The organism is Bacillus sp. SSR7 (assembly GCF_055902415.1).
In genome coordinates this window covers 394,734-419,367 of record NZ_JBVVXV010000002.1, presented here as the reverse complement: position 1 = coordinate 419,367, position 24,634 = coordinate 394,734, and the positions used below count along the sequence as shown (strand labels likewise).

General features: G+C 36.0%; 32 protein-coding genes. 9 read left to right on the top strand and 23 right to left on the bottom strand.

What is annotated here, in order from left to right; all coding sequences use genetic code 11:
- Nucleotides 1-4: 4 nt before the first annotated feature.
- From nagA to scpA, 4 genes are all read right to left on the bottom strand, one after another.
- On the bottom strand, nucleotides 5-1,147 hold the full coding sequence (nagA, locus tag AC0NJG_RS06290) for an N-acetylglucosamine-6-phosphate deacetylase (RefSeq protein WP_474062945.1): 1,143 nt from the start codon (nucleotides 1,145-1,147) through the stop codon (nucleotides 5-7).
- 208 nt (nucleotides 1,148-1,355) lie between these two features.
- A complete protein-coding gene (locus AC0NJG_RS06285; protein WP_087954396.1) occupies nucleotides 1,356-2,258 on the bottom strand; it encodes a ComEC/Rec2 family competence protein in 903 nt (300 codons plus the stop codon).
- Between the two features lie 78 nt (nucleotides 2,259-2,336).
- Complete coding sequence (scpB, locus tag AC0NJG_RS06280; protein WP_000376224.1) at nucleotides 2,337-2,909, bottom strand: segregation/condensation protein ScpB; 573 nt, start codon at nucleotides 2,907-2,909, stop codon at nucleotides 2,337-2,339.
- Between the two features lie 158 nt (nucleotides 2,910-3,067).
- Nucleotides 3,068-3,811, bottom strand: a complete 744-nt coding sequence (scpA, locus tag AC0NJG_RS06275; RefSeq protein WP_001199762.1) for a segregation/condensation protein A — start codon at nucleotides 3,809-3,811, stop codon at nucleotides 3,068-3,070.
- A 169-nt stretch (nucleotides 3,812-3,980) separates the two neighbouring features.
- Here scpA and AC0NJG_RS06270 point away from each other — a divergent pair, with 169 nt between their 5' ends.
- A complete protein-coding gene (locus tag AC0NJG_RS06270; RefSeq protein WP_000510194.1) occupies nucleotides 3,981-4,076 on the top strand; it encodes a YjcZ family sporulation protein in 96 nt (31 codons plus the stop codon).
- 99 nt (nucleotides 4,077-4,175) lie between these two features.
- On the top strand, nucleotides 4,176-4,694 hold the full coding sequence (locus AC0NJG_RS06265) for a DUF309 domain-containing protein (RefSeq protein ID WP_087954395.1): 519 nt from the start codon (nucleotides 4,176-4,178) through the stop codon (nucleotides 4,692-4,694).
- Nucleotides 4,695-4,714: 20 nt separating this feature from the next.
- Here AC0NJG_RS06265 and ribT read toward each other — a convergent pair whose 3' ends face one another.
- From ribT to AC0NJG_RS06250, 3 genes are all read right to left on the bottom strand, one after another.
- A complete protein-coding gene (gene ribT, locus AC0NJG_RS06260) occupies nucleotides 4,715-5,083 on the bottom strand; it encodes a GNAT family N-acetyltransferase RibT (RefSeq protein ID WP_088326688.1) in 369 nt (122 codons plus the stop codon).
- Nucleotides 5,084-5,151: 68 nt separating this feature from the next.
- A complete protein-coding gene (locus AC0NJG_RS06255) occupies nucleotides 5,152-5,334 on the bottom strand; it encodes a hypothetical protein (protein ID WP_087954393.1) in 183 nt (60 codons plus the stop codon).
- A gap of 218 nt (nucleotides 5,335-5,552) precedes the next feature.
- A complete protein-coding gene (locus AC0NJG_RS06250; RefSeq protein WP_000853783.1) occupies nucleotides 5,553-5,990 on the bottom strand; it encodes a peptidylprolyl isomerase in 438 nt (145 codons plus the stop codon).
- 187 nt (nucleotides 5,991-6,177) lie between these two features.
- Here AC0NJG_RS06250 and AC0NJG_RS06245 point away from each other — a divergent pair, with 187 nt between their 5' ends.
- Entirely contained in the window at nucleotides 6,178-7,044 is an 867-nt protein-coding gene (locus tag AC0NJG_RS06245; RefSeq protein WP_000850502.1) for a DUF1002 domain-containing protein, read from the top strand.
- Between the two features lie 31 nt (nucleotides 7,045-7,075).
- Here the strand turns inward: AC0NJG_RS06245 and AC0NJG_RS06240 are convergent, their stop codons facing one another.
- The 14 genes from AC0NJG_RS06240 to dacF all read right to left on the bottom strand — a co-directional run bounded on the left by AC0NJG_RS06240 (nucleotide 7,076) and on the right by dacF (nucleotide 17,694).
- Complete coding sequence (locus AC0NJG_RS06240) at nucleotides 7,076-7,879, bottom strand: Cof-type HAD-IIB family hydrolase (protein WP_061183918.1); 804 nt, start codon at nucleotides 7,877-7,879, stop codon at nucleotides 7,076-7,078.
- Between the two features lie 96 nt (nucleotides 7,880-7,975).
- On the bottom strand, nucleotides 7,976-9,448 hold the full coding sequence (gene spoVAF / locus AC0NJG_RS06235) for a spore germination protein SpoVAF (protein WP_087954392.1): 1,473 nt from the start codon (nucleotides 9,446-9,448) through the stop codon (nucleotides 7,976-7,978).
- Entirely contained in the window at nucleotides 9,435-10,004 is a 570-nt protein-coding gene (gene spoVAEA, locus AC0NJG_RS06230; protein WP_001254414.1) for a stage V sporulation protein SpoVABEA, read from the bottom strand. The genes spoVAF and spoVAEA overlap by 14 nt, the downstream gene beginning before the upstream one ends.
- A gap of 5 nt (nucleotides 10,005-10,009) precedes the next feature.
- Nucleotides 10,010-10,360: a stage V sporulation protein AE gene (gene spoVAE, locus AC0NJG_RS06225; RefSeq protein ID WP_000345905.1), complete on the bottom strand. Its 351-nt coding sequence runs from the start codon at nucleotides 10,358-10,360 to the stop codon at nucleotides 10,010-10,012.
- 3 nt (nucleotides 10,361-10,363) lie between these two features.
- Entirely contained in the window at nucleotides 10,364-11,380 is a 1,017-nt protein-coding gene (gene spoVAD / locus AC0NJG_RS06220) for a stage V sporulation protein AD (RefSeq protein WP_087954391.1), read from the bottom strand.
- Nucleotides 11,381-11,393: 13 nt separating this feature from the next.
- A complete protein-coding gene (gene spoVAC, locus AC0NJG_RS06215) occupies nucleotides 11,394-11,852 on the bottom strand; it encodes a stage V sporulation protein AC (protein ID WP_474062926.1) in 459 nt (152 codons plus the stop codon).
- Between the two features lie 14 nt (nucleotides 11,853-11,866).
- Complete coding sequence (gene spoVAB, locus AC0NJG_RS06210) at nucleotides 11,867-12,283, bottom strand: stage V sporulation protein SpoVAB (protein ID WP_087954389.1); 417 nt, start codon at nucleotides 12,281-12,283, stop codon at nucleotides 11,867-11,869.
- A complete protein-coding gene (gene spoVAA / locus AC0NJG_RS06205) occupies nucleotides 12,276-12,896 on the bottom strand; it encodes a stage V sporulation protein SpoVAA (protein WP_087954388.1) in 621 nt (206 codons plus the stop codon). Before spoVAA ends, spoVAB begins: the two co-directional genes overlap by 8 nt.
- A 116-nt stretch (nucleotides 12,897-13,012) precedes the next feature.
- The gene (locus tag AC0NJG_RS06200; RefSeq protein WP_000016826.1) at nucleotides 13,013-13,111 is read right to left on the bottom strand and encodes a methionine/alanine import family NSS transporter small subunit; all 99 of its coding nucleotides are present in this window, start codon (nucleotides 13,109-13,111) and stop codon (nucleotides 13,013-13,015) included.
- Nucleotides 13,111-14,637, bottom strand: coding sequence for a sodium-dependent transporter (locus AC0NJG_RS06195; RefSeq protein WP_087954387.1), 1,527 nt, complete (start codon nucleotides 14,635-14,637; stop codon nucleotides 13,111-13,113). The genes AC0NJG_RS06200 and AC0NJG_RS06195 overlap by 1 nt, the downstream gene beginning before the upstream one ends.
- Before the next feature lie 133 nt (nucleotides 14,638-14,770).
- A complete protein-coding gene (gene sigF / locus AC0NJG_RS06190; RefSeq protein ID WP_000350734.1) occupies nucleotides 14,771-15,529 on the bottom strand; it encodes an RNA polymerase sporulation sigma factor SigF in 759 nt (252 codons plus the stop codon).
- Between the two features lie 12 nt (nucleotides 15,530-15,541).
- Nucleotides 15,542-15,982 (bottom strand): anti-sigma F factor, encoded by a 441-nt coding sequence (gene spoIIAB, locus AC0NJG_RS06185; RefSeq protein WP_001243400.1) that lies wholly within the window; start codon nucleotides 15,980-15,982, stop codon nucleotides 15,542-15,544.
- Nucleotides 15,983-16,333, bottom strand: coding sequence for an anti-sigma F factor antagonist (spoIIAA, locus tag AC0NJG_RS06180; protein ID WP_000059133.1), 351 nt, complete (start codon nucleotides 16,331-16,333; stop codon nucleotides 15,983-15,985). It abuts the gene before it with no gap.
- A 170-nt stretch (nucleotides 16,334-16,503) separates the two neighbouring features.
- Nucleotides 16,504-17,694 (bottom strand): serine-type D-Ala-D-Ala carboxypeptidase DacF, encoded by a 1,191-nt coding sequence (gene dacF, locus AC0NJG_RS06175; RefSeq protein WP_000831992.1) that lies wholly within the window; start codon nucleotides 17,692-17,694, stop codon nucleotides 16,504-16,506.
- Nucleotides 17,695-17,860: 166 nt separating this feature from the next.
- On the opposite strand from dacF, the gene AC0NJG_RS06170 reads away from it, so the two are divergent.
- From AC0NJG_RS06170 to AC0NJG_RS06155, 4 genes are read left to right on the top strand one after another with little or no spacing between them, the layout of a single operon-like run.
- Nucleotides 17,861-18,280 carry a GntR family transcriptional regulator gene (locus AC0NJG_RS06170; RefSeq protein ID WP_087954386.1) on the top strand — a complete coding sequence of 140 codons (420 nt, stop codon included), beginning with the start codon at nucleotides 17,861-17,863 and terminating at the stop codon, nucleotides 18,278-18,280.
- A complete protein-coding gene (locus tag AC0NJG_RS06165) occupies nucleotides 18,246-19,127 on the top strand; it encodes an ABC transporter ATP-binding protein (RefSeq protein WP_087996459.1) in 882 nt (293 codons plus the stop codon). The genes AC0NJG_RS06170 and AC0NJG_RS06165 overlap by 35 nt, the downstream gene beginning before the upstream one ends.
- Nucleotides 19,117-20,181, top strand: a complete 1,065-nt coding sequence (locus AC0NJG_RS06160; RefSeq protein WP_087954384.1) for an ABC transporter permease — start codon at nucleotides 19,117-19,119, stop codon at nucleotides 20,179-20,181. The genes AC0NJG_RS06165 and AC0NJG_RS06160 overlap by 11 nt, the downstream gene beginning before the upstream one ends.
- A 12-nt stretch (nucleotides 20,182-20,193) precedes the next feature.
- Entirely contained in the window at nucleotides 20,194-21,258 is a 1,065-nt protein-coding gene (locus AC0NJG_RS06155; RefSeq protein ID WP_087954383.1) for an ABC transporter permease subunit, read from the top strand.
- 24 nt (nucleotides 21,259-21,282) lie between these two features.
- On the opposite strand, the gene AC0NJG_RS06150 is transcribed toward AC0NJG_RS06155, so the two are convergent.
- On the bottom strand, nucleotides 21,283-21,828 hold the full coding sequence (locus AC0NJG_RS06150; RefSeq protein WP_087954382.1) for a hypothetical protein: 546 nt from the start codon (nucleotides 21,826-21,828) through the stop codon (nucleotides 21,283-21,285).
- A 102-nt stretch (nucleotides 21,829-21,930) separates the two neighbouring features.
- Nucleotides 21,931-22,350, bottom strand: coding sequence for a MarR family winged helix-turn-helix transcriptional regulator (locus tag AC0NJG_RS06145; RefSeq protein WP_001003315.1), 420 nt, complete (start codon nucleotides 22,348-22,350; stop codon nucleotides 21,931-21,933).
- Nucleotides 22,351-22,509: 159 nt separating this feature from the next.
- On the opposite strand from AC0NJG_RS06145, the gene AC0NJG_RS06140 reads away from it, so the two are divergent.
- Nucleotides 22,510-23,181, top strand: coding sequence for an SIMPL domain-containing protein (locus tag AC0NJG_RS06140; RefSeq protein ID WP_087954380.1), 672 nt, complete (start codon nucleotides 22,510-22,512; stop codon nucleotides 23,179-23,181).
- Nucleotides 23,182-23,315: 134 nt separating this feature from the next.
- On the top strand, nucleotides 23,316-24,605 hold the full coding sequence (locus AC0NJG_RS06135; protein ID WP_000676248.1) for an NCS2 family permease: 1,290 nt from the start codon (nucleotides 23,316-23,318) through the stop codon (nucleotides 24,603-24,605).
- The last annotated feature ends 29 nt before the right edge of the window (nucleotides 24,606-24,634 follow it).

Sequence of the window (24,634 nt, the reverse complement as noted above, 5' to 3'; positions counted from 1 at the left end):
TTCATTACTTCCCTTCCTTCATATGAATTCCTAAACGAACCGTATCATATACATGTAAATCTTCATTCATCACAACAAAGTCTGCATCTTTTCCTACCGCTAATGCACCTTTATTATTTAATCCAAACTCTTCTGCTTGGTTCACTGATGTCATTAGTACTGCTTCTTCGATTGAACAACCTGTAAATTCAATTACATTTCGGAAAGCTTGATCCATCTTTAGAATACTACCAGCTAACGTTCCATCTTCTAATCGAGCACTACCATCTTTTACATGTACTGGCTGTCCGCCAAGCTCATATAATCCATCTTCAAGACCTTTTGCACGCATTGCGTCAGTAATAACACTTACTTTTTTCGGTCCTTTTAATTTATATGCTAATTTCACCATATCAGGGTGAATGTGAATACCATCTGTAATTACTTCAACCATTACATCTGGATTTAATAACACATGACCAACAACTCCTGGTTCACGGTGATGTAATCCACGCATTTGATTGTATAAATGCGTTGCATGTGTAATGTTTCTATTTTTTAGTTGCGCATCAATTGCATCGGTATGTCCCATTGTGCCAACAACACCAGTTTCAGCAAGATACTGCTCAAACTCTAACGCACCTTCTTCTTCAGGTGCATATGTTACTAATTTAATTAAATTCCCGCTTGCTTCCTGCCATTGTTTAAATTGTTCAATATTCGCAGGAACAATATGTTCAAGTGGTTGTGCACCTGCACGTTTCTTTGAAACATACGGTCCTTCTAAGTGAATATATTCGAAATGTGCTCCTTTTTCTTTCGCTTCCTTCGCAGCATGTAGTGCTGCTTCGATTGCTTCTGGAGCTTGTGTCATTGTTGTTGGGAAGTAAGTTGTAACTCCTTCTTTTAACATTTCTTTACCTAGAGTTACTAACCCATCGCTATTTGCATCCATCGCATCAATATCGTATCCACCATGAATATGAACATCAATCATACCTGGAATCACAATTTTTCCTGCCGCATCTAAAACCGTTTCATTTTCTTGTGATACATATTGAGCCATCAAACCAATTTCTTTAATTGTTTCTGCGTAACGAATAAATCCGTTTTCCACTACTTCTTGACCTGTATAAATTTTGGCATTGATGACAACTTGCGTTTTCATTTTCATCGATCCTTTCCCATGAAATACCTACTTGTTATTATTACCTTATTCGCCTAATCCCATCTTAATATATGCACGAGTAGTTGTCTATACATTCTAATGAAATTTCCTCTTTGTTTAACAAAAAGGAAGCTTAGTACGTCTCTCACAATTATAATATATGTTATTCATTTTTTCCAAAAAGGAACAATATCATCTATCGCATGAATCACTTAAGTAACGGCATTAATCCGCTAGACCCAATTGTAATATGTTCGCCGTCTGTTTCCATTTCTACTGTACGCTTATTTGTTCCATACATCATTATACCACGCTGTTTTAATCGTCTCACTACACTTTGATGAGGATGTCCATACGGATTTCTGCTACCATAAGAAAGAATCGCGAACTGTGGTTCTACCTTCTTTATAAATCTTTCACTTGTTGAAGTATATGAGCCATGATGTCCCACCTTTAACACATCTGCATGTACATCAAATCGCTTTAATATTTCAGTTTCCGTCCGCACATCAGCATCACCCATTAGTAAAAAATCTGCCTTACCATACCGAATCTTTAATACAATTGAAGATTCATTATTTTCATCTTTAGACTTCCCGTTGTTTAATACTTGTATGGAAACATGCGGATCTAGCGGTATGTATTGGCCCTCTTTTACTGAAATGAAAGGGATTCCCCTTTTCTTTATATGATTTCGATACGTATGATAAGTAAGAGAACTATATGTTTTTCCACTATCTAATATAAGTGATACCGGCATTTGCTCTACAATCGGAATGAGTCCTCCAATGTGATCCATATCCGGATGAGTACTGACGATAGCATCTAAATGGTTAATTCCTTTTTCAATTAGTTTTTGGATGATAACCTCACCAGCTTCATAAGGTCCTCCATCAATTAACATCGTTTGTCCATTTGGCAATATAATAAGTGTTGCATCACCTTGTCCAACTTTTAAGAAACTCACTTTCATTTTACCAAAATGTTGCCGCTGCATATGTAAAGGAGACGCGGTATGAATAGACATCATATACCTTTTGGCAGATGCACTATTTAAAGAAAAGCATAACAAAACAGAAACTAATAATAAAACACTTCGTATACCTCTCATAACTCGTCTCCTTTTTTCAATTAGTATGGCACGGTATATAATTGATATACAAAAAAAGCTTAGCAAAATGCTAAGCTTTTATTTCGATATCTCTTGTAAAGAACCGAAGAATAAATCCGCTTCATTCATTTGTTCGTTTTCTTCAGAAAGCGGAGGTAAATCATCTAATGTTTTTAATCCAAACGTGTCTAAAAATTCTTTCGTCGTTCCATATAAAATAGGACGCCCAGGTCCTTCTGCTCTTCCCATTTCTTTTATAAGTAAGTGTGATACTAACGTTTGTAACGCCTTATCGGTTTTTACCCCTCTAATCTCTTCCATTTCAGTTCTTGTAATGGGTTGACGATATGCAACAATCGCTAACGTTTCTAGCGCGGCCTGAGAGAGTGAAGCAGCTGTTGGGATATCTATTAGTTTTTGATAGTACGACGCATGTTCTTTCTTTGTAGCAAAACGATATACTTTTGCATACTGTACAATTTGCAAACCTCGGTGTGCACCTTCACATTCTTTTTGCATTTCTTCTAAAATATCGATTACTTCGTTTCCTTCAATTTCAAGGACTTTTGCTATTTGTTCAGGATAAATCCCTTCATCACCAGAAACAAATAAAAGCCCTTCAATGATTGATTTCTGTTCTGTTCTATCCATCTTACGAGCTCCTTCCTCCTATTTTCTCCATAAAAATACACAGCAAAAAACCGAATCACAATCAATGCGTTCGGTTCAATATTTTTTCTCTTGTTCCAAACGATACATTCAAACCTAGCATGAGATATACTATTTCTATCCCATTTTCCATACTAACTCTATGCAGATTTAGTATAGCTTGATACGAAAATTTCATCAAAATTATGTTCTTGTTCAATTACGATTTGTTGATTTTTCATAAGCTCAAGAACCGCTAAAAATGTTACAACCATTATTTCCCTTTCATCATCAACAAACAAATCATAAAAACTTTGACGACCACCTTGTATTTCTAACTGCTTTAAAATATCCGTCATACGCTGTTCAATTGGTATTTCTTGACGAGTAATACGTGTTGTCACAGGTTTCTTTGCTTTTTTACGGCGCATTAATTTTTGAAATGCCGCTAGCATATCATATAACGTAACATCAAGAGGCAAGCTTGTCTCCTCTTCTTGTTGCAATGATGTAAAATCAATTGGCGGACGTGTATATAGCTGTGCTCTTTCTTGTTCTCTTTCTTTTAGTTCAGTAGCAACTTGCTTATATTTCTTATATTCAATTAACCTCTCCATCAATTCTTGACGAGGATCATCTATAAAGTCATCACCGTTATCAAGTACATCTTCTTCATGTTTCGGCAACAACATTTTACTTTTAATTTGTAATAACGTTGCAGCCATTACTAAATACTCACTTGCAACATCTAATTGTAGTTCTTTCATCGTATGAACATAAGATAAATATTGCTCTGTAATTTCCGCTACAGGAATATTATATATATCAATTTCATAACGATGTATTAAATGTAACAATAAATCTAAAGGCCCTTCAAAAGCCTCTACTTTAAAATTATACTGCACAAAGCATCCCACCACATTTTTTCTATAACAACATAAGTATAGAGCATACTCATGTTCTATCCAACCTTTTTAAGAAATTTAATTAAAAATAGACCTATGCCTATGGCATCATGCCCACCACTTCATATGATAACAGTGTAGTAAGAACAATGTAGGAGGTCAAAAAACTATGGGTCACGTTGATTGTGGTTTTAGCGGTGGGTTCGCATTACTTGTTGTATTGTTTATTTTACTAATTATTGTAGGGGCAGCTTGCTTCTGCTAATATGAACAATAAACGACTAGGGAGAAATTCCCTAGTCGTTTATTGTTCATATTTCTATGATAAACTTATACTTATAACCGTTAGATAGGGGCGAAGAAAATGTATCCTACGGAATACATACAGTTTTTAATTCATTTTCACGGAGATTATGATTATTTTGAATGTCACGAAATACTGGAAGAGTATTGGAAAACAAAACCGAGAGGAAATCGGGATAATTATTTAGTCGGCCTCATTCAAATTGCAGTTTCTTTATACCATCACAGACGCTCTAACTGGAATGGCGCAGAGAAGATGATGAAAAGCGCCATAACGATTTTAGAAAAAAACAGTGCACATTTACTTCGTTTAGGAATAAATGAGGTACAACTTCTGTTCTTACTCAAAGATAAATTGCAATCTATCCAGAAAGAAGAAGGTTTTACACCGTTATTTTTACCATTGTCGGATACAACATTAGAAAAGTACTGCATAGAATTATGTCAGAAACAAAACCTTCCTTGGAAAGACGTGAATGCTACTTCTAATGAATTTATAATACATAAGCACACATTACGTGATCGAACAGAAGTCATCGCTGAACGAAACGAACAATTACAAAAAAGAAAGCAGAGATAATAAACTACTTATCTCTGCTTTCACGAATGTATATTTTGTTCAAGCCCTTTACACTTTTTGCAAAAACTTGCTGTTTGCTCATTTCCGCAAATTGTAAAATCAAGAAATTTACTCTTTAACTCTTGAACCATCTTCGTCCCAATACCCATATGACGGTGAGATGGGTTCACACTCAAATGCTGAATTTCCAAAACTTGATTCTCTTTTTTTACAATCCCCATTATCCCAACAAAATCTTCGTTTTGTTTCCACAAATACAATTGCCAATCATCCTTTGCTTCATAATCTTTCATAGTCAATTGTAATGTTTTCACATCTTTTTCAGTTGGCATAAATGAAAGAAGCCCCATTGCAATCTTTTCATAACTTTTTTTAAAACGAATTAACATAACCCTTATCCCTTCTTACAAAAGTTACAAACTATTAAATCCCCTCAATCACTCTTTTCATATCACATTCATTTTACAATATTTTCAACAGAGTGAGAAGAGCTTAAAACAACTTGATAATCATACAAAGCGAAAAGAAGAAAGTCAAATATACATTTCATTACTATTTTTGTTAAGTAGATAAAAGAAGAAACGCTGTTATATGAAAATGAAAAGAAACATCCACCGCTCATTATCACTTCACTATTCATCACCTTAGAGCAGATGAATTCTAGCAAAATGAATGTAACAAAAAATCTTTATTGAAACGTGTAATCTAATGTATTCTATGTAATTTGTTAATATTTTGTTCTCATAAGCGACTTATTTTCACTACAGTCACATTACTACTTGTATCATGTACCTTAAACGAAATACCCATTCCTATTAAAAATAAAAAAGAGAGCAATAGCTCTCTTTTCTCATTCACTTATTCTTCCCAAACTTTAACTTCTTTCATTACATCACCTTGACGCATGTTTAATACTGTTTCAATACCGCTTGTTGCTTTACCAAATACAGTATGTACACCATCTAAGTGTGGCTGTGGCTCATGAACGATAAAGAATTGACTACCGCCTGTGTTACGGCCAGCATGAGCCATAGAAAGTGATCCTACAAGGTGTCTATGAGGATTTCCATCAGTTTCACATGGGATAGAGTAACCTGGGCCACCCGCACCTGTTCCTGTTGGATCTCCACCTTGGCTTACGAAGCCAGGAATAACACGGTGGAATGTCACACCATCATAAAATCCTTGCTCTGCTAGTTTTTTAAAGTTTTCTACTGTTTTTGGTGCCTCTTCTGGGAAAAATTCTAAATCGATTTTTTCACCATTTTCCATTAATATGTATCCTAAAGTTTTCATACGTATATGTCTCCTTTCAACTATCTCAGCACTATATTACCACATTCATGACTAGAAACAAAAAGAATCCGACAATCTACATACTTCTTTTTTGAAATGTGGAAAAAGCTAGGTGACAAATAAGAAATATATACTATAATAACTGTGTTGCCCGAAAATTTTAGAAAGAGAAAGGGAGCGATTTTTCGTGAAAACGAAATTACTAGCTCTGCTATTAGCTGTAGCAGTATTTATTATGCCAACAGCTTCGTTTGCAGACATCATCGAAGGAGAATCAATTGTTACACTAGGAGAAAACTTGTCTGAACAACAAAAACAAGATCTGTTAAAAGAAATGAAAGCACCAAAAGATGCTACAATTATTACTGTGTCTAATGCGGAAGAACATAAATTTCTAGAAGGGATTGTTCCAAAAGCGCAAATTGGTACGAGAGCAATTTCCTCTTCTATGATCACATACACAAAGCCAGGTTCTGGTCTCATTGTACGTTCAAAAAACATTAATTCAATAACAGATGCAATGTACACAAACGCACTTATTACAGCAGGTGTGAAAGATGCAGAAATTCAAATTACTGCACCATTTAAAGTTTCTGGAACTGCTGCTTTAACTGGCTTAATGAAAGCCTATGAAACGACATCAAACAAAGCAATTCCTGAGGAAGTAAAAAAAGTAGCCAATGAAGAAATGGTGCAAACATCCCAGCTCGGCGATAAAATTGGTGAAGAAAAAGCTGTTCAACTTGTTGCGAAAATTAAAGAAGAAATTGCCAAAGAACAGCCAAAAACAACTGAAGATTTACGTTCATTAATTAAAAAAATTGCAGATCAACTTGGTATTACATTAACGGATGAACAGTTAGATAACTTAGTTGCGCTATTTGATAAAATGAAAAATCTTAATATCGATTGGAATCAAGTTGGCAGTCAGTTAAATAAAGCAAAAGAACACGTTTCTGCCTTTTTAGGATCTGAAGAAGGGCAAAGTTTCCTAGATAAAGTGAAAGATTTCTTCTCAAGTATCATTGATTTTGTTAAATCTTTATTCAAGTAAAAAGAAGCTCGTCAGTGACGAGCTTCTTTTCTTATACAAGTAACGGCAATTTCATAATAGCTTCTTCAACCGAACGAACTATATGATTTGCCTTCTCCTTCACATATGGATGAGCATGATGCAGAGTGAATGAATGTGGGGTTACTTCAAACATAGAAATATCATTGAAAGAATCTCCAATGCATGCAACTTCATTTGCTTCAATTTGCAAATGTTCCATTAGTCGTCTTAAAGCACTCCCTTTGCTTACTCCCCTGGGCATAATGTCAACATAGCGTTTACCAGACATAAAAACTTCCGCTTCGTTTTGAAAGGTATCTCGTAATTCTTGATCTAATGCTTCAATTGTCTCTTCTTCCCCAAAAACAAACAATTTCGCAGGATGTACAGTTTTACCAAATTCCTCTTCTAATGCTTCTATTTCAGCGATATGCACGCCCATATACGTTTCAAAATTATGGTGATGTTCATTTTTTCTTTTTGTATACCGTTGCTCATTTGCACAAACAATATCTGCTAGTCCCTTTTTATGGATATATCGATATATTTCCTGGGCAATCCCATCTTCAAAACTTGATTCATGAAATATTTTCCCATCCGGTAGTAACATCGTCGCTCCATTTAAACTCGTTGTGTAATACGGGAATGCAAACCTATTTACGACTTCATCAATTCGATGAGTAAAGCGGCCTGAGGCAAAACAAATATTTGTCCCTTTTTCAGCTAACCAACAAATTGCACGTTCATCTTCTTTTTGCATATCATTCACATTGTAAACGAGCGTGTCATCTAAATCACTTACAAATAATTTAATCATGTCCTCTTCCCCTTCCATACACAATATCTACTCTAAGTGTACACAAAAAATGTTTGATTTTTGTTAAAAAACAATAAATTTTTGCTAAAAAAATAAACGGGTGTATAATCCCGTTTATTTTTGTCTTTTTACATTTTGAGGTCTTACAATACTTGGTCGTACTTTTAAACTAGACATCGTCGGACGGAGTAGAATTTTTGTTAATGCGCCCCAATCAAATGGTAAAAACGGCCATAAATAAGGTGTTTGCAAACTTTTTATAGACGTTAAAAATAAAATCAATATCGTCATACCAATTACAAAGCCCATTTCATGGAAGAGACCTGTTAAAATAATAACAAATAATTTTCCAACCTTATTCCCTAGCCCTAACTCATAACTCGGTGTCGCATATGCACCAATCATAGAAACTGCTACATATAAAATAACTTCTGGTACAAACAAACCTACATCGATTGCTATTTGACCAATTAATATAGCGGAAATTAATCCTGCTGCAGACGATAACGGCGTTGGAGTATGAATGGCAGCCATCCTTAAAAACTCAAGCCCGACCTCTGCCATTAATACTTGTAATAAAATTGGTAAATGTGTCATCTTAGTCGGTCCAATAAAAGCAAGATTTTCTGGTAAAAGAGTTGGATCAAATACAAACACTAACCAAAATGGTAGTAAAAACAAGGAGAATAAAACACCTAAAAAGCGTACCCAGCGTAAAAATGTCCCAACAGCTGGATTTTGTCTAAACTCTTCTGCATGCTGTAAATGATGGAAATATGTTGTTGGCGTAATCATAGCACTCGGTGATGTATCAACTAGTACTAGCACATGCCCTTCCAATAGATGGTTTGCCGCTACATCCGGTCTTTCTGTATATCGAATAAGCGGGAATGGATTATAGCTTTGCTTTACAACAAATTCTTCCACTGTTTTATCCGCCATCGTAATGCCATCAACATCAATGTTATTTAATTCTTGTTTTATAATCTTTACTAAATCTTGATTTGCAACATCTTGTACATATGTAATACAAATATCCGTTTGCGATCTATCCCCTACTCGAACAATTTCGTTTCGAAGACGTGGATCTCGAATTCTCCTACGAATTAACGCTGTATTTACAACGATATTTTCAACAAATCCATCTCTCGCACCGCGTACTACTTTTTCGGTATCCGGCTCTGTCGGTGTTCGCCCTGGATAGCTACGAACATCTATCGCGAATGCTTCTGTTTCACCCTCTACAAATATAATAATAAGCCCTGATAACGCTTGAACCATTACTTCATCCATCGTTTTCACTTTACTTACTTGCTGATGAATTAAACGATTCTCTAAAAGCTTTACTGTATCTTCTTCAACATCCCTTATTTCATTTGTATCCACAGCTTCTTCTAAAATAGGAATGATATAATTTGTATCACAAAGTCCATTTACGAATAACACAGCAATTTCTTTATTCAAAATTTGAAATTTACGAATACCAACATCAAATGTAACGCCTAATCCAACCGTTTGTTTTAAATAATTTTCATTGTCACTTATGAAAGTTGAAATAGGGATATCTATTTTTTTAGGCTTCGTCATAAAACCCACTCCTTTCCAAAATTAACTGAATTGCTTTTTTCGTAATTGGTGAGCCTCTCTCCCATTCATCGTTTCCACACATCTTACCAATATCACCAATTCCAACAATGACAGGAACATTCAAATCATCTAGACAATAAATTGTATCTCCGCTAATTCTGCCAATTTCACCATCTGGGAGTCCAAACTTATCAACGCCATATTCCGTTAAATTCCCGTTTCGATCCACGCTTACATCTACACGTGCCCATTCCCAATGATGTGTATTAGACGCTACAGCCAAAATCCCAAGCACATCAATTTGTTTATGCGTGGCTACATATTTTAAAGCTTTTTCACCAGATCCTTCTCCAATAAATCCACTGTCATCAAACATGACAAATACAGGGTCATATGGCGTTTGCATAATAAGCTCAACAACTTTTTTCCCTGTCAATTTGGTTGGATTACTTTGTGATGCTGAAATACACCTTCCCCCAAATTCCTTCGTTAAAAGCTCAATTGTTCGCTTTGCATATTCATCTCCATCTGTGACCAAAACAACCCTTCGTCTCATTTGATTTATCCTTTCGGTTTACATATAAGTGCTATAAAAAATGAAAATAATATCGCTGCAGAAATACCTGCAGACGTTAAACTAAACATACCCATACCAATCCCTATATATCCGTGTTTCTCTGCGGCATGCATTGCCCCGTGTAATAGGGAATGTCCAAAACTTGTAATAGGAACTGTTGCCCCAGCACCCGCAAACTTTATAAGCTTATCGTACAATCCAAATCCATCTAAAACTGCTCCTATCACTACAAAAGTAGCCATTAAATGAGCCGGTGTTAACTTTGCAAAATCTAACAATACTTGTCCAACTAGACAAATAGCGCCTCCTACAAGAAATGCATATATAAAATCCACAATTCACTCTCCCTTCACTCTCTCAAATACGACACCATGTGCAATTGTTGGGATTGTTTCTTTCTGCTGCATCATCATCGGGCTTAATAAAGCACCAGTAGCAACGACAAAAATTCGTTGTAAATTCCCTTTTTGCATCTCGCTTAATAAATGACCATATGTGACAACAGCTGAACAAGCACAACCACTACCACCAGCAAATACTTCTTCTTGACCCGAATCATAAATCATTAATCCGCAATCATTATATATATGCTCAATATCATAACCTTCTTCCAGTAACAGTTGTTTCGCGATTGGTGTCCCAATAGCTGATAAATCACCGGTAACAATCAAATCGTAATCGGCTGCACTTCTCTTCAAATCTTCAAAATGTTGCTGAATTGTATGAGCTGCAGCAGGTGCCATCGCCGATCCCATATCTAAAGGATTGGCAATTCCTAAATCTTGCACTTTTCCAATCGTAGCTGACGTAATTTTAATGGCACTTTTTTCTTTACTAATTAATATGGATCCCGCACCTGTAACAGTGGAATTTGCTGTCCCTGGTTTTTGTCCCCCATACTCTGTTGGATAACGAAACTGTCTTTCTGCTGTTGCATTATGACTACTTACCGTCGCTAAAACACGATTTGCGAATCCACCGTCTATAAAGGCTGATCCGACCGCTAAAGTCTCCATCGAGGTCGCACAAGCACTAAACATGCCTAAAAAGGGAATTCCCCACTTACGCGCAACGTAATTTGCTGTTACTGTTTGGTTTAATAAGTCACCCGCTAAAAAGAAATCAATTTGTGATGTTTCTACATTTGCTTTTTGCATGACTTGTTGAATAGAATCTGACATTAATCTTCGTTCCGCAAGCTCCCAGTTTTCCTCTCCGCAATGTAAATCATCATATGAAATATCAAATTCCTTTCCAAGAGGGCCTTCAGCTTCTTTTGGACCGACGGCAGTACCGGTTGCATTCACATAAATATCATTTTGAAATACCCACGTTTGTTTTCCTGTCAACCTCATACTAGCCCCTCCTTTAGGACATCAAAATTTGAAATGTATATCTTATTAACCCAATAATGTATGCCCCAACAACCCCAAAAACGATTACACTTCCCGCTAGCTTAAACATGTTTGTAGCAACCCCAAGCACAATTCCTTCACTCTTATGCTCTAGCGCAGCACTTGCCATAGAATTCGCAAATCCCGTAACAGGTACGGCCGACCCTGCTCCAGCAAATTGCCCGATTTTATCATATACACCACAACCTGTTAAAATCGCCGATAATAGTACAAGAGTTGCGACTGTTGGATTCCCTGCCTCTTGTTCACTAAAATGAAAATAATGTATATAAAATTTCATCAATACTTCTCCGATTGTACAAATGAGTCCACCTACAAAAAATGCCTTAACACAATTTATAGAATAATTTGGTTTCGGATGGTATTCCTTCACTTTATTTACGTAATCGTCCTTTAGTTTTCGCCCTGTCATTTATATATTGCCTCCTACTTTACGAAATAAATCCAGTGAAACAACGAGCCTATTACTTTTCCAAGTACAAGAGCAACGAGTAAAACAACTATTTTCCCCTCTACCCCTACTCGTTTCGCTAAAATAGGTAAAACATTTAACACTTCTGTTAATGCGGCAGCGAGCATTCCAATGAATGTGCCACAAAATACTCCTAATATAACAAGCCAATATTGCGATGTTTGAAATGTAATATTTTTCAAACTACACCAAGCTCCTGTTAACGTACCTGCAATAACTGCCCACTCAAAATATTGAATGTGCTTTCCACTTCTCGTTAATTGAGCTAGACGAGGGATTATACCAAGTACAGCTAAAAATGCGACATATCCGCTACCTACTGCAATTCCTCCTGCTAAAGCAATTAAAATAACGAATCCAGACTCAATCATCGGTAAGTTGTTTCATATTATCCTTGTTTTCATGAACAATTACATATTGGTCAAGTGACTGCTGGTATTGGAACATCTCCACTTCTAACGGACTCGGTTCTTCATTAATACGCTTTTGAAATACATGATTAAAAAATAAAACCATACCTAACCCAAGACCTAATGAATAAGGAATTTGAAATAGAAGTGGTTGCGCCTTAAATTCTCCCGTAATCATGTAATATAATCGTTGGTGCACTTGTTGCATACTTACATCTTCATGGAAATAAATGATCGCAAGGGCCGCTCCAATGAAAAGTAACAACCATACAAGTCCGAAGAAAATCGGATGTACTTTCTTTTTTTCATATATAATTTCAACAAGAGTTTGTCCAGAACCGAGTAAATTAATTTGTATATGGGCCACCTTTCGCCTAATAATCTCAATAATTTTCATAACATCAATTACAACATGCGTCTTATCATGCGCTGTTATTTTGTAAACTACCTCATCCTGTAACGACTGAACTACCAGAGCATCTCCGGCAAGTTGAGCAACATCACCGAGCTTTACTTCATACGTAGGAGAAACTTTTAATCGATTACGCATTTTAATATAAATTGTTTGTTCCAATTTCCATTCACCTCTTCACTCTTCCTCGTAGTTGTAGTATGGTTATTGAATTTTTTTCTAATACAATTTTTTCATAAAAAAACATCTGTACCAATTCGGTACAGATGTTTTTTAGTTTATGCCTTTTTCTTAAATAAATTTGCAATACTTAATGCGAGCCCTCCCCAAATGACTACTATTCCAATAACCATCATCATAATCGCTGATCCACTCATTATGAAACACCCCGATCTTTCCATTCTTTTTCAAGCTTAGCAGAATCTGAATGTATTTGTGTATTCCATTTCTTTAAACTAATAATTAACGCAACGATAAGGAACGCTGCTGCAATTGACCAACCATACGTAACGACAAACTCTGTTGGGTAATCTCCATAGTTCTTTTTAATATTTTGGAGTGTACCATCAATTAACATGTACCCTAACATAAGCGGAGTAATAACGAGTAAACTCACCCTCCAAAACGTCCCTAACTTAATATCAGATACGAAGTTTGCATGGTTTTGATAAACCGGTAAACGACGTAAAATGAGTCCTATCGTAACTACTTCTGCTAGCGCAATTGTAATTAATCCGAAGTTATTAGCGAAGTAATCCACAACATCTAGGAACATAAGACCGCCACGTGTCGCAAAAACGAGAGAAACGAGTACGAGAAGCGTCCCCATAATTCCAATTGTTTTTTGGCGGCTTAAACTAAACTTTTCAGATACGGCAGCAAAACATACTTCCGCAAGCGAAATGAGGGATGTAATCCCAGCAACCGTTAATGATAAGAAAAATAATACGCCAAATAAAGGTGACATTGGTAATTCATTAATAATTTGCGGGAATACTACAAACGCAAGCCCTACACCAGCACTTGCTACTTTATCAACCGGTACTCCCATATTGTTTGCCATAAATCCAAGAGCTGCAAAAACCCCAATCCCTGCTAATAATTCAAATCCTGAGTTGGCAAAGCCCGTAATAAAGGCATTATTTGTTGTATCTGAGTTTTTCGGTAAATAACTAGAGTACGTAATCATAATTCCAAATGCTAAAGATAAACTAAAGAAAATTTGACCGTAAGCAGCAAGCCATACTTTCCCATCAAAAATACGACTCCAATCCGGTTTAAAGAATGCATCTAACCCTTGCATCGCACCTTCCATCGTCACTGCACGAACTACGATAATAAGGAACATAACAACTAATAAAGGGATGAAAATACGGTTAACAACTTCGATTCCTTTTTTAACTCCTTTGAATGCAACACCAAGCACAATAATCCAAACGAGAGCTAACGGAATTAACACTTCTGGTACAAGTCCCCCAAATTGTCCTGGCTTATCTGCAACCTGTAAATACTCTTTAAATAAAAATGATTGCGTGTCTTTCCCCCATGCTCCAGTAATTGCAAAGTACGTATATGAAATAGACCAAGCAATAATTACTGCATAATATGTTGAAACGATAAATGTTACGCACATTTGCCACCATCCGATGAATTCAGCACGCGGATGAATACGGAAGAACGTAAGTGGCGCGGAACCACGGTGACGATGCCCAAGAGCAAATTCAAACGCTAATAATGAAATACCAGTCGTTAATAATGCGAATAAGTACGGTAAAAAGAATGCGCCTCCCCCATTTTCATACGCTGTATAAGGAAAACGCCATATGTTTCCTAATCCAACGGCAGAGCCGACCGCTGCGAAAATAAATCCGGCCCTCGTTCCCCATTGTTGCCTCGTTTCCATATTTCCTTCCCCCTTTGTGACAAGTTCATAATTGGATTATATTTTAAATTTACTAAATTATCAATAAATTCTGTTAATTTTTACGAAAGTTTACAATCTCCTCCTATTAAAGGCATAAAAAAAGATCGAATAGCTATTCATCTATTCGATCTTTCATCTGTTTTAATATTTTCTTTTCAAGTCTTGAAACTTGTACTTGCGAAATGCCTATTCGCTCCGCTACTTCCGATTGGGTTTGGTCTTTATAGTAGCGTAGATATACGATTAAACGTTCTCGCTCATCTAATTCTCTAATTGCCTCTTTTAAAGCAATTTTATCAAACCATTTCGTTTCAGATTGATCTGCAATTTGATCTAAAATAGTAATTGGATCCCCGTCGTTCTCATACACCGTTTCATGTATAGATGAAGGGGCACGACTCGCTTCTTGCGCCAGAACCACTTCCTCTGGCGTTAGTTCTAACGCTTCGGCTACTTCATTAATCGTTGGGGCCCTTCCGAATTCTTTCGAAAGCTCGTCTCTCATCTTTCGAATTTTATTTCCTGTTTCTTTTAAAGATCTACTTACTTTCACTGATCCATCATCACGTAAAAATCGTTGTATTTCTCCAATAATCATGGGAACTGCATATGTTGAAAATTTCACGTCGAAAGATAAATCAAATTTATCTACCGATTTTAAGAGCCCAATACATCCAATTTGAAATAAATCGTCTGGTTCGTATCCTCGATTAAGAAAACGCTGCACAACCGACCATACGAGACGCATATTACTTTGAACGATTGTATCTCTCGCTTGTTGATCTCCATCTTGACTTTGTTGAATTAACGCTTTTAGCTCGTGGTCCTTTAACTGAGGTTTCTTCTTCTCATTTTTGACCTCTATGTCCATAGGCTATTCTCCTTAATTGCATAGAGCGTTACTATTTGATAAGTATTTTGTCAAATGGATTGTTGTCCCGAAAGATTCGTTTGAAATAACTTCTACTTCATCCATAAAATTTTCCATGATAGTAAATCCCATTCCGGAACGCTCTAATTCAGGTTTAGTTGTAAAAAGGGGTTGTCTCGCTTCATCTAAATTAAAGATGCCAATCCCTTCATCTCGAATCGTGAGTTTCACCATTGCTTCTTCCAAAATTACAGAAATATAAACAACACCTTCTGCATTTCCTTCATACCCATGAATAATTGCATTCGTAACCGCTTCTGACACAACTGTTTTAATCTCTGTAAGTTCTTCCATCGTAGGATCTAGTTGCGCAATGAAAGCAGCTACTGTAACGCGAGCGAACGATTCATTTTGACTTAACGCTGAAAATTGAAGGTTCATTTCATTTCTCATTTATGCCACCCCCAACGTCGCGAGCGCATGCGCTTCACTTTCTTCTAAGCGAACAATTTTAAATAAGCCCGACATTTCAAATAAACGCTTAACAGGCGGTGAAATTGCACAAACAACCATTTCTCCACCTAATCCCTTTACATGCTTATATCGGCCTAATATAACACCTAAACCAGAACTATCCATAAACGATAAGTTCTCTAGGCTCAAAACAATATGATGAACACCATGTGTCTCAATCATATCTGTTACTTTCGTTCGCAACTCTTCGGCAGTATGATGATCTAATTCACCCGCTAGCCTCACACATAGGACGTCACGTTTTACTTCTAATTGCATGGAAAGACTCACACGATTTCCTCCTTATGCTCAAACTTTACTGATTTACATACATAAAGATTTTCGTGATACAACATAAGAATCCTTCCTACTGACAAAAGAAGAACTATTTCGCCATAAAGTGAAACCATTCAGCAATTATTTACTTACATACGAATAGAAAAGCGGCAAAATGTTTGCCGCTATTTTGATGTTGAAAACATCCCAAAACTTCTTTTAAATAACTCCCACCAGCTCGCTGCAGCAACATCTTCTTTTGCTACAATTGTTTGTTTTAATAAAACATCTTTATCTTTCTTAATAACAAGTGTACCAAGTGCATCGCCCTTTTTAATCGGCGCTTTCACTTTCTTTTCAGCAATTACTTCTTGCTTTACCTTGTCCATATTTTCGCCCTTCTTCATAAGAAGAGATACATTGTCGGAGGCTACTAAATCTACTTTTTCTTTTTTCCCTTTTCCTACTTGGACAGTCTTAATCTTTTCGCCTCGTGTATACAATTTCTTTGTCATATATTGACCAAATGCGTAGTCAAGAAGCTTCGTTACTTGATTGTTCCGTTCTTTCGATGTAGGCGCTCCCATAACAACTGAAATAACACGCATCCCATTCTTTTCAGCCGATGCTGTTAAACAATATTTTGCTTCTGTCGTAAAGCCCGTTTTTACACCATCTACTCCAGGATAAAAACGTACTAACTTATTCGTATTCACGAGCCAAAACTTCTTATCCGTATCTTCACGTAAATAGTCTTCATATTTTCCTGTGTATTTACGAATAAGTGGATATTTCATCAACTCTTTCGCCATTATAGCCATATCATTTGCTGTAGAATAATGGTCTTTAGCCGGCAGACCTGTCGGATTTTGAAAATGAGTATTTTTCAGTCCTAAATCTTTCGCTTTTTTGTTCATCATATTTACAAACCCTTCTTCTGAACCAGCGATATGCTCCGCTACAGCAACAGATGCATCATTTCCAGATGCAATAGCAATACCCTTTAGCATTTCATTTACGGTCATCTCTTCTCCAGGCTCTAAAAAGATTTGTGATCCACCCATTGAAGCTGCATGCTCACTTGCTCTAACTTTATCGGTCAGTTTTAATTTTCCTTTTTCAACTTGTTCCATAATTAATAGCATTGTCATAATCTTCGTCATACTAGCAGGTGGTAACTTCTCATTTGGATTTTTATCAAACAAAACTTTACCTGTATCTTGTTCAATTACAATTGCTGATGACGCTTGTTCCGCTAACTTCGGCGTTGTTTCTTCTGTTTTCTCCTGCTTCGTCTTCTCAGATTGTGCGAAACTAACTGAAGTACCAGAAAGCAATAACATGAAACAAACAAGTATTCCAAAAACTCGCTTCATGACTAACCCTCCATTCTATATCAAACCTATTTTTTCCAATTTACTGTTTTTTAATACCATATTTTTCTAACATTTTCAGTTGACAAACACATTCATCACCTTTATTGTATTAAGTGTATTACACACAGTAGTACACTTAATACAAGTCAGAAAGGAGACATTGCTCTTGCATATTCAACTTGATCCAAGAAGCAACACTCCGATATGGGAACAAATTGTTCAAAATATAAAAGAACTCGTATTAAAGAACATGTTAGCTCCAAGTGACAAACTACCTTCTGTACGCGAACTCGCTTCTTTACTCGTTATCAATCCAAATACAGTGAGTAAAGCGTATCAAGAGTTAGAGCGACAAGGGATTATTGAAACATTACGAGGAAAAGGAACATTTGTATCCCAATCGATTACCCCAACATTAGACGAAAGGAAAATCGCTATGGTTGAAAAGCAATTTCATCAATTACTATTAGAAGCCTCTTATCTTGGTGTTACGAAAGATAAAATTCATGATTGGATAGATTCATACTATAAAGAGATTGGAGGAAATGCGGATGCTGAAAGTGACAAGCTTGAAAAAGACAATTGATAATCAAACAATTTTAGACGATGTTTCTTTCACATTACATAGAGGAAGTATCATCGGGTTACTAGGAAGAAACGGTGCGGGGAAAACAACTTTATTACGAACGATGGTCGGTATTTTAGACCCTGATGCAGGGACTGTTACATATGAAGATACAAACATTCATCAGTGTCCTGAAATAAAGCAAAAAATCGTATATGTTCCGGATTCTACTAACATACTGAACGGCTATACGGTAAAAGAAATTGTAAAGTTTTATAAAGCCGTTTATACAGCATTTGATGAACAGTATTTCTATGAACTGTTAGAACACTTTAACTTACCAAACAAACGAATTCGTAGTTACTCAAAAGGAATGAAAGCACTGCTTGCGATCATTTTAGCCGTTTCTACAAAGGCCGAATATATCATTTTAGATGAACCGACAAATGGGCTTGATCCTATCGTGAAACGGCAGATCCTCCAATTTCTCGTTGGAGAAGTTGCAGATAAAGAGATTACCATTTTTATCTCAACTCACCATTTAGATGAAGTGGAACAAATTGCAGATACAATCATTATATTAAAAGGCCATACTATCTCGTCTATTACATCACTAGACGATGCCAAATCACGATTTGCTAAAATACAAGTTGCTTACGAACGATCACTACCTCAAAAACTAGAAAACTTAAGCAATATTAAAATATTAAATCAAACAGGAAAAGTATATACAATCTTAATTGAGGGATATGTAGCTACAACACTGGAGAAGTTTTATAAAGAACAACCTATACTCATTGAAGAATTAACAATGTCACTTGAAGATGTCTTCGTTACGACACTGGAGGAGGATGGGTATGTTTCATAAAGCGTTGTGGATGTGGAATTGGAAGCGTGGGAAATATGCTGTGTTACTATTCTTCTTTAGTTCGCTTTACTTATTATCTTTTGGATACTATAGAAGTGCGCAGAGACAACTTGATGCGTATTACGAATTACAAGAAAAGGGGAAACAGTATTATTATTTTTATACCTTTTCGCAAGGGGAAGGTAATAGTTTTTGGTTAACTGTTCTTATCATTGCTTTAGCCTGCTTATTGATAGGGTGGGAACGTAGTAACCAATCTAATACGCTACTTATGACAATGCCATTTAAAAGAAAAGATGTTTTCTTATCTAAATGGGCTTTTGGTTCCTTTTGTATTGTAAGCTCGTTACTTATAAATTGGATTCTTATGTATGTTATTTATAGAACAACCATTCATTTTGATTATCAATCATTTAGTCCATTTCATCGATACTTTCTTTATGCAATTGTTTCTTATGTTGCAGTATATACAGCTGCACTTTGCATCGGTACTTTTACTGGAAGCATTGTTTCTCAGGTCATTTTTTGCATTCCATGGCTACTAATGGGGCTTACATTTATCCCACTAGTTTACACTTTTACGATAAATCATTTAGAATATACCGATTCTAAAAATTATAAGCTACATGAACAACTTTATGAAATCAATAAAAAAACAAATATAGTTGCACCAATATATAACTTCACGATTTATTACCATTATAATCCTGAATCACGTAAAAAAGAAAATGACTCAACTACTTTAAGAGATCCAGCATCTCATACGTATTATTCAACAAAATCAATGTTAGTCCCTATTTTTTATACAATAGTTTACTTACTACTTGGAACATATTTATATAGACGATCGCCAAATGAAAACAGTCAAAAGATATTTATTTTCCAAAAACATTTAAAAATATGGATATGGGGGACAACCATTTACTTTGCATTACTAGGTGGCTATAAAATCAATCAATTTTTTTTCTTACCTAACTACTATATCAGTTTGTTTCTCGCTGGAATCATTACTTATGTTGTATTATCACGCCTAACAAATTATAAAGTTTTTTAAAGGAGAGATCCTATGTTTCAAAAAGCACTATGGCTAAGAACATATCAACAAAGTAAATATGTTGTATGGTTATTTTGGCTCGTCAGCTTCTATACTTTGTCATATAAATACTATATGACTTCTATTCAACAGCAATATTTTCTAAATATGAACAAAAAATGGAAAGCTATATATCATTACAGTTTTGATTTAACACTTCTAGATTCTATCATGCTGTTAGGTAGTTTGCTAATCGTTCTAGCTTGTACGTTAATTGGATGGGAAAGACAAAATAACGCTAGCGACTTGTTATGGTCTATGCCCTTCAAACGTTCACATCTTTATATAACAAAATGGTTATTTGGAATCTGTAATATCGCCGCCGTTGTCGTTTTAAACTGGGGACTATTTGCTATTATGAAAAAGTTGACTTTTCATAATAAATATCAAGTATTCTCCCCCTTTCATAGTTACTTTATATACATGTTAATTGTATTAATTGCTATTTATACACTTGCCTTATGTATAGGAACAATCGCTGGAAATGTTATATCGCAAGGAGTTCTCACTGCCGCTCTATTCATGTTTCCATTATTACTTCCAGCACTTATTTCAGGCGTCATTGCTGTTCACTCGAATGCCGACTTTCATGAGAACAATGGCATTATACATGATGTTATGGAAAACATACGTATTTCTAGTCCAGCAGAAGATTTTAATATTTACTTTAATTATGATCCACAAAGCGCTTATACTGATCAAAATGGAGTACGTCATACCGAACCAAACTTTACAAAAATTCCCCCGACAAAAACATTGCTTGGCCCTATCGCACATATCATTATTTTATTACCACTCGGTATATATTTATATGCCCGTTCAGTCAATGAGCGAAATGGTAACTACTTATTATATCCAAAACTACAAAAAGTAGTTTTAGCTTGTGCGATTTTCTTTGGTGGGATCGTTGGAGGTTTAATACTAAGTCGAGCGCACTCATTGTCCAGCTTTTACATCGGATTTTTAGTGACTAGTTTCATTACGTATTTCTTCCTACCTAAAATATTAAAATGGAAAGTCTCTTGGAATTTCAAATGAAATAACCTCCTCTTGATGAGGAGGTTATTTTACATTCTCTCTTCTTTTCCCATATTCTTTTTCTTGCTTCGTTCCAAACCCATCACCATTTGCCACGATTTGATCGGTTGGAGCAACTATGCTTTCAGCAATTCTCCATTCTCCCCCTTGTTGAATAAACACTTGCATAAAATAATTCATTCCATTTAATTGGTACGGGTTCTCTTTTTTCACTTCATAACGGGCCGCCACATAATACACCTGCACATTTTCAGCCTCAAACTTAGAAATATATTGTGATAATCTAGGGATGTACTGCGATGCTTTCTGAAGTGGAAGTTGTTTTACTTTTACAAGAGAAGACTTTGTTACATTGCTTATCGTATCTTCATGCCGAATGTTATCACTGTGATGAAATAAAATAGCATTTTGCATAGAGCGAATCCATAGTTTTGAATATAAAACAGGTTGCTTATTTGAAATATGTTGTAATTCTTTCTGAACGACTTGGAGAGGTGTTGCGGCGTCTGCGAATTGATGAAAGCAGAAAAAACTTCCAATCATAATGAAAAGCGTACAAACACGTTTCATAATTTTTCACTCCGATTCTTTTTAATTAAAGTATCGGAGTTTCAAAATATTTTTATTCAAAAGAAAAAGGATAGGAATGCTTTCGCTTCCTATCCTCATTTATTATAATACGCGGCCAAATAGCTCTAATACCATTTCTATTTCTTGGTCGCTCCAACCTTTAAATCTCTCTTTATAATATTCTTTTCGTACAGCTTCTAGTTTTTCAGTTACTTCTCTTCCGTGCTCTGTAATTTCTAAGTACACAATACGACGATCTGAATTAGAACGTTTTCTTTCTACTAATCCTTTTCGTACGAGACGATCTGTAACAGCTGTAATATGACTGGAGGTTACGTTTACTTCACTCGCAATTTGCGAAGCCATCTGTGGACTGTTTAAAAATAACGCGCGTAATACAGAAAATTCATTATATGGCATATGTTCTGCAAAACGTGTATTAATATCATTTTGTAATAAACGTATCATCTTTCGAAATGATCCGGATAACTCTAAAATCAGTGTTTCTCTTTTTTCGTTCACTAGCCTCGTCCCTTTTTTATCATATTTACACATATTATAATCTATAAATACCTATGTTGTATATGCTTTCTTCCCTCAACATTCTCATTTATGTAACTTTTTTCATATAAATTTCTTTTTTGTTCACACATATACATATAAAAAGGATGGTGATGGAAAATGCAGGGTGGAATGAATCCTTATTTACACAATGTACGTACAGCTAATACTGGTAAAGAAGCGACTATTACTGTACAAGGTGAAGGTGTTGTCAAAGCGAAACCCAATGTTGTTATACTAACACTTGGCATTCGAACTGATAGTAAAAATGTGAAACAAGCGCAAGAAGAAAATGCAGTGCAATCAAAACAATTGCTGGATGCACTTAAACAACTTGGTATTGCTGATAAAGATATAGAAACGATTTCTTATACGATTACTCCTCAATACGAGTATGTAAATGATAAAGCGTTACTACAAGGATACCGCGTGGAACATTTGTATGAAATTACCGTTTTAAATGTACAAAAAGCAGGGGAAGTATATGATATAGCCGTTTCAAATGGAGCAAACGTAGCAAAAGGATTACGTTTTAGAATATCTCACCCAAATAAATATTATGAGCAAGCTCTCATTCAAGCTCTGCAACAAGCGGTAGAAAAAGCTCGTGCTATTGCGAGTACATACAATTTAAACATTAATCCTGTTCCACTCTCATTCGTTGAAGAATCTGCTCAATTACCACGAGAAGTTGCATCCTATGCTGCTTTACATGCACAAGCAGCTCCTCCCATTCAATCGGGAGAATTAGAGATCATTTCGACAATACGAGCGATTTTTACGTATTTATAAATAATTTCATTTATAAGTAAACGTTATCATTTTCCTTGTTGTAAAAACATGATGTTCTGATATAATAAAGGACGGTGAGCTCTTACAAAAGAGATATCACGGGTGGGAGAGGGATATGAAAAAGAAGGTTTAACATGAAAGGAATACTTGAAAGAACATTTAAATTAGGTTTACACGAAACATCACCAAAACAAGAAGTTTTAGCTGGAGTTACGTCATTTTTTACGATCGTATATATTATGATTGTAAATGCATCCATTTTATCCGATGCTGGCATTCCTCTTGAAGCTGGAATTTTAGCAACTGTTTTCAGTTCATTTGTCGGATGTCTGCTCATGGCATTTTGGGCAAATGCACCTGCTATTCTTGTCCCTGGTATGGGTGTAAATGCATTCTTCACGTACACTGCTGTGCATACGCTCGGATTAACTTGGCAGGAAGCATTAGCAGCTGTCTTCATCTCTGGTATTATTTTTGCAATTGCTGCGTTTACACCAATCGCTCGCGTGCTTTCAGTATCGATTCCAAAGTCACTAAAGGAAGCTATCACTGTCGGCATCGGATTATTTTTAGCATTTATCGGATTGCAAAAAGGTGGTTTAGTCGTTTCGAATCCAAATACTGCTGTTGCAATGGGTAAATTAAGTAACCCTGTCGTTCTTGCGACTGTGCTTACTCTTATCGTTGCACTCGTATTATTTATTCGTAACGTACGTGGAAACTTTTTATGGACGATTGCAATAGGAACTGGTATTGCATGGCTATTTGGCCTTGTTGATACAAGTCAAATCGGAAATAGTTCATTCTCATTCGCTAATTACGGCGATGTGTTTGGGGCTATGTCATTTGGCAAACTTTCTTCCTTACCATTTTGGATTGCAACATTCTCCTTAAGCATGGTGCTTATTTTTGAGAACATGGGACTTCTGCACGGTTTATTAGAAGATGACCGTAAATTCCCACGTGCTTACCAAGCCAATGCAATTTCAGCAATGACATGTGGTCTATTTGGCACAAGCCCTACCGTATCAACAGTAGAGAGTGCCGCAGGTATTACTGCAGGTGGAAAGACAGGTCTGACGTCTATCGTTACAGGGTTGTTATTCTTCGCGTCACTGTTTGCACTTCCGTTTGTCAAACTAATTCCTGATAGTGCCATTGCACCAATCTTAATTATTATTGGCGGCCTGATGATTACAAGCATTCAGCAAATTCCTTTGAACGATTTTTCAGAAGGATTTCCAGCGTTCTTAATTATCGTCATGATCCCGCTCACATATAGTATCGCTGATGGCATTGCGTTCGGATTTATTGCTTATCCTATCTTAAAAGTTGCTCTTGGAAAGCGTAAAGAAGTCGCACCGTCTATGTATATCATTACATGCTTATTCTTAGCCATGTTCGTATTACATGCTATCGGTTAAGTAAAAACACCGAGGAATTTCCCCTCGGT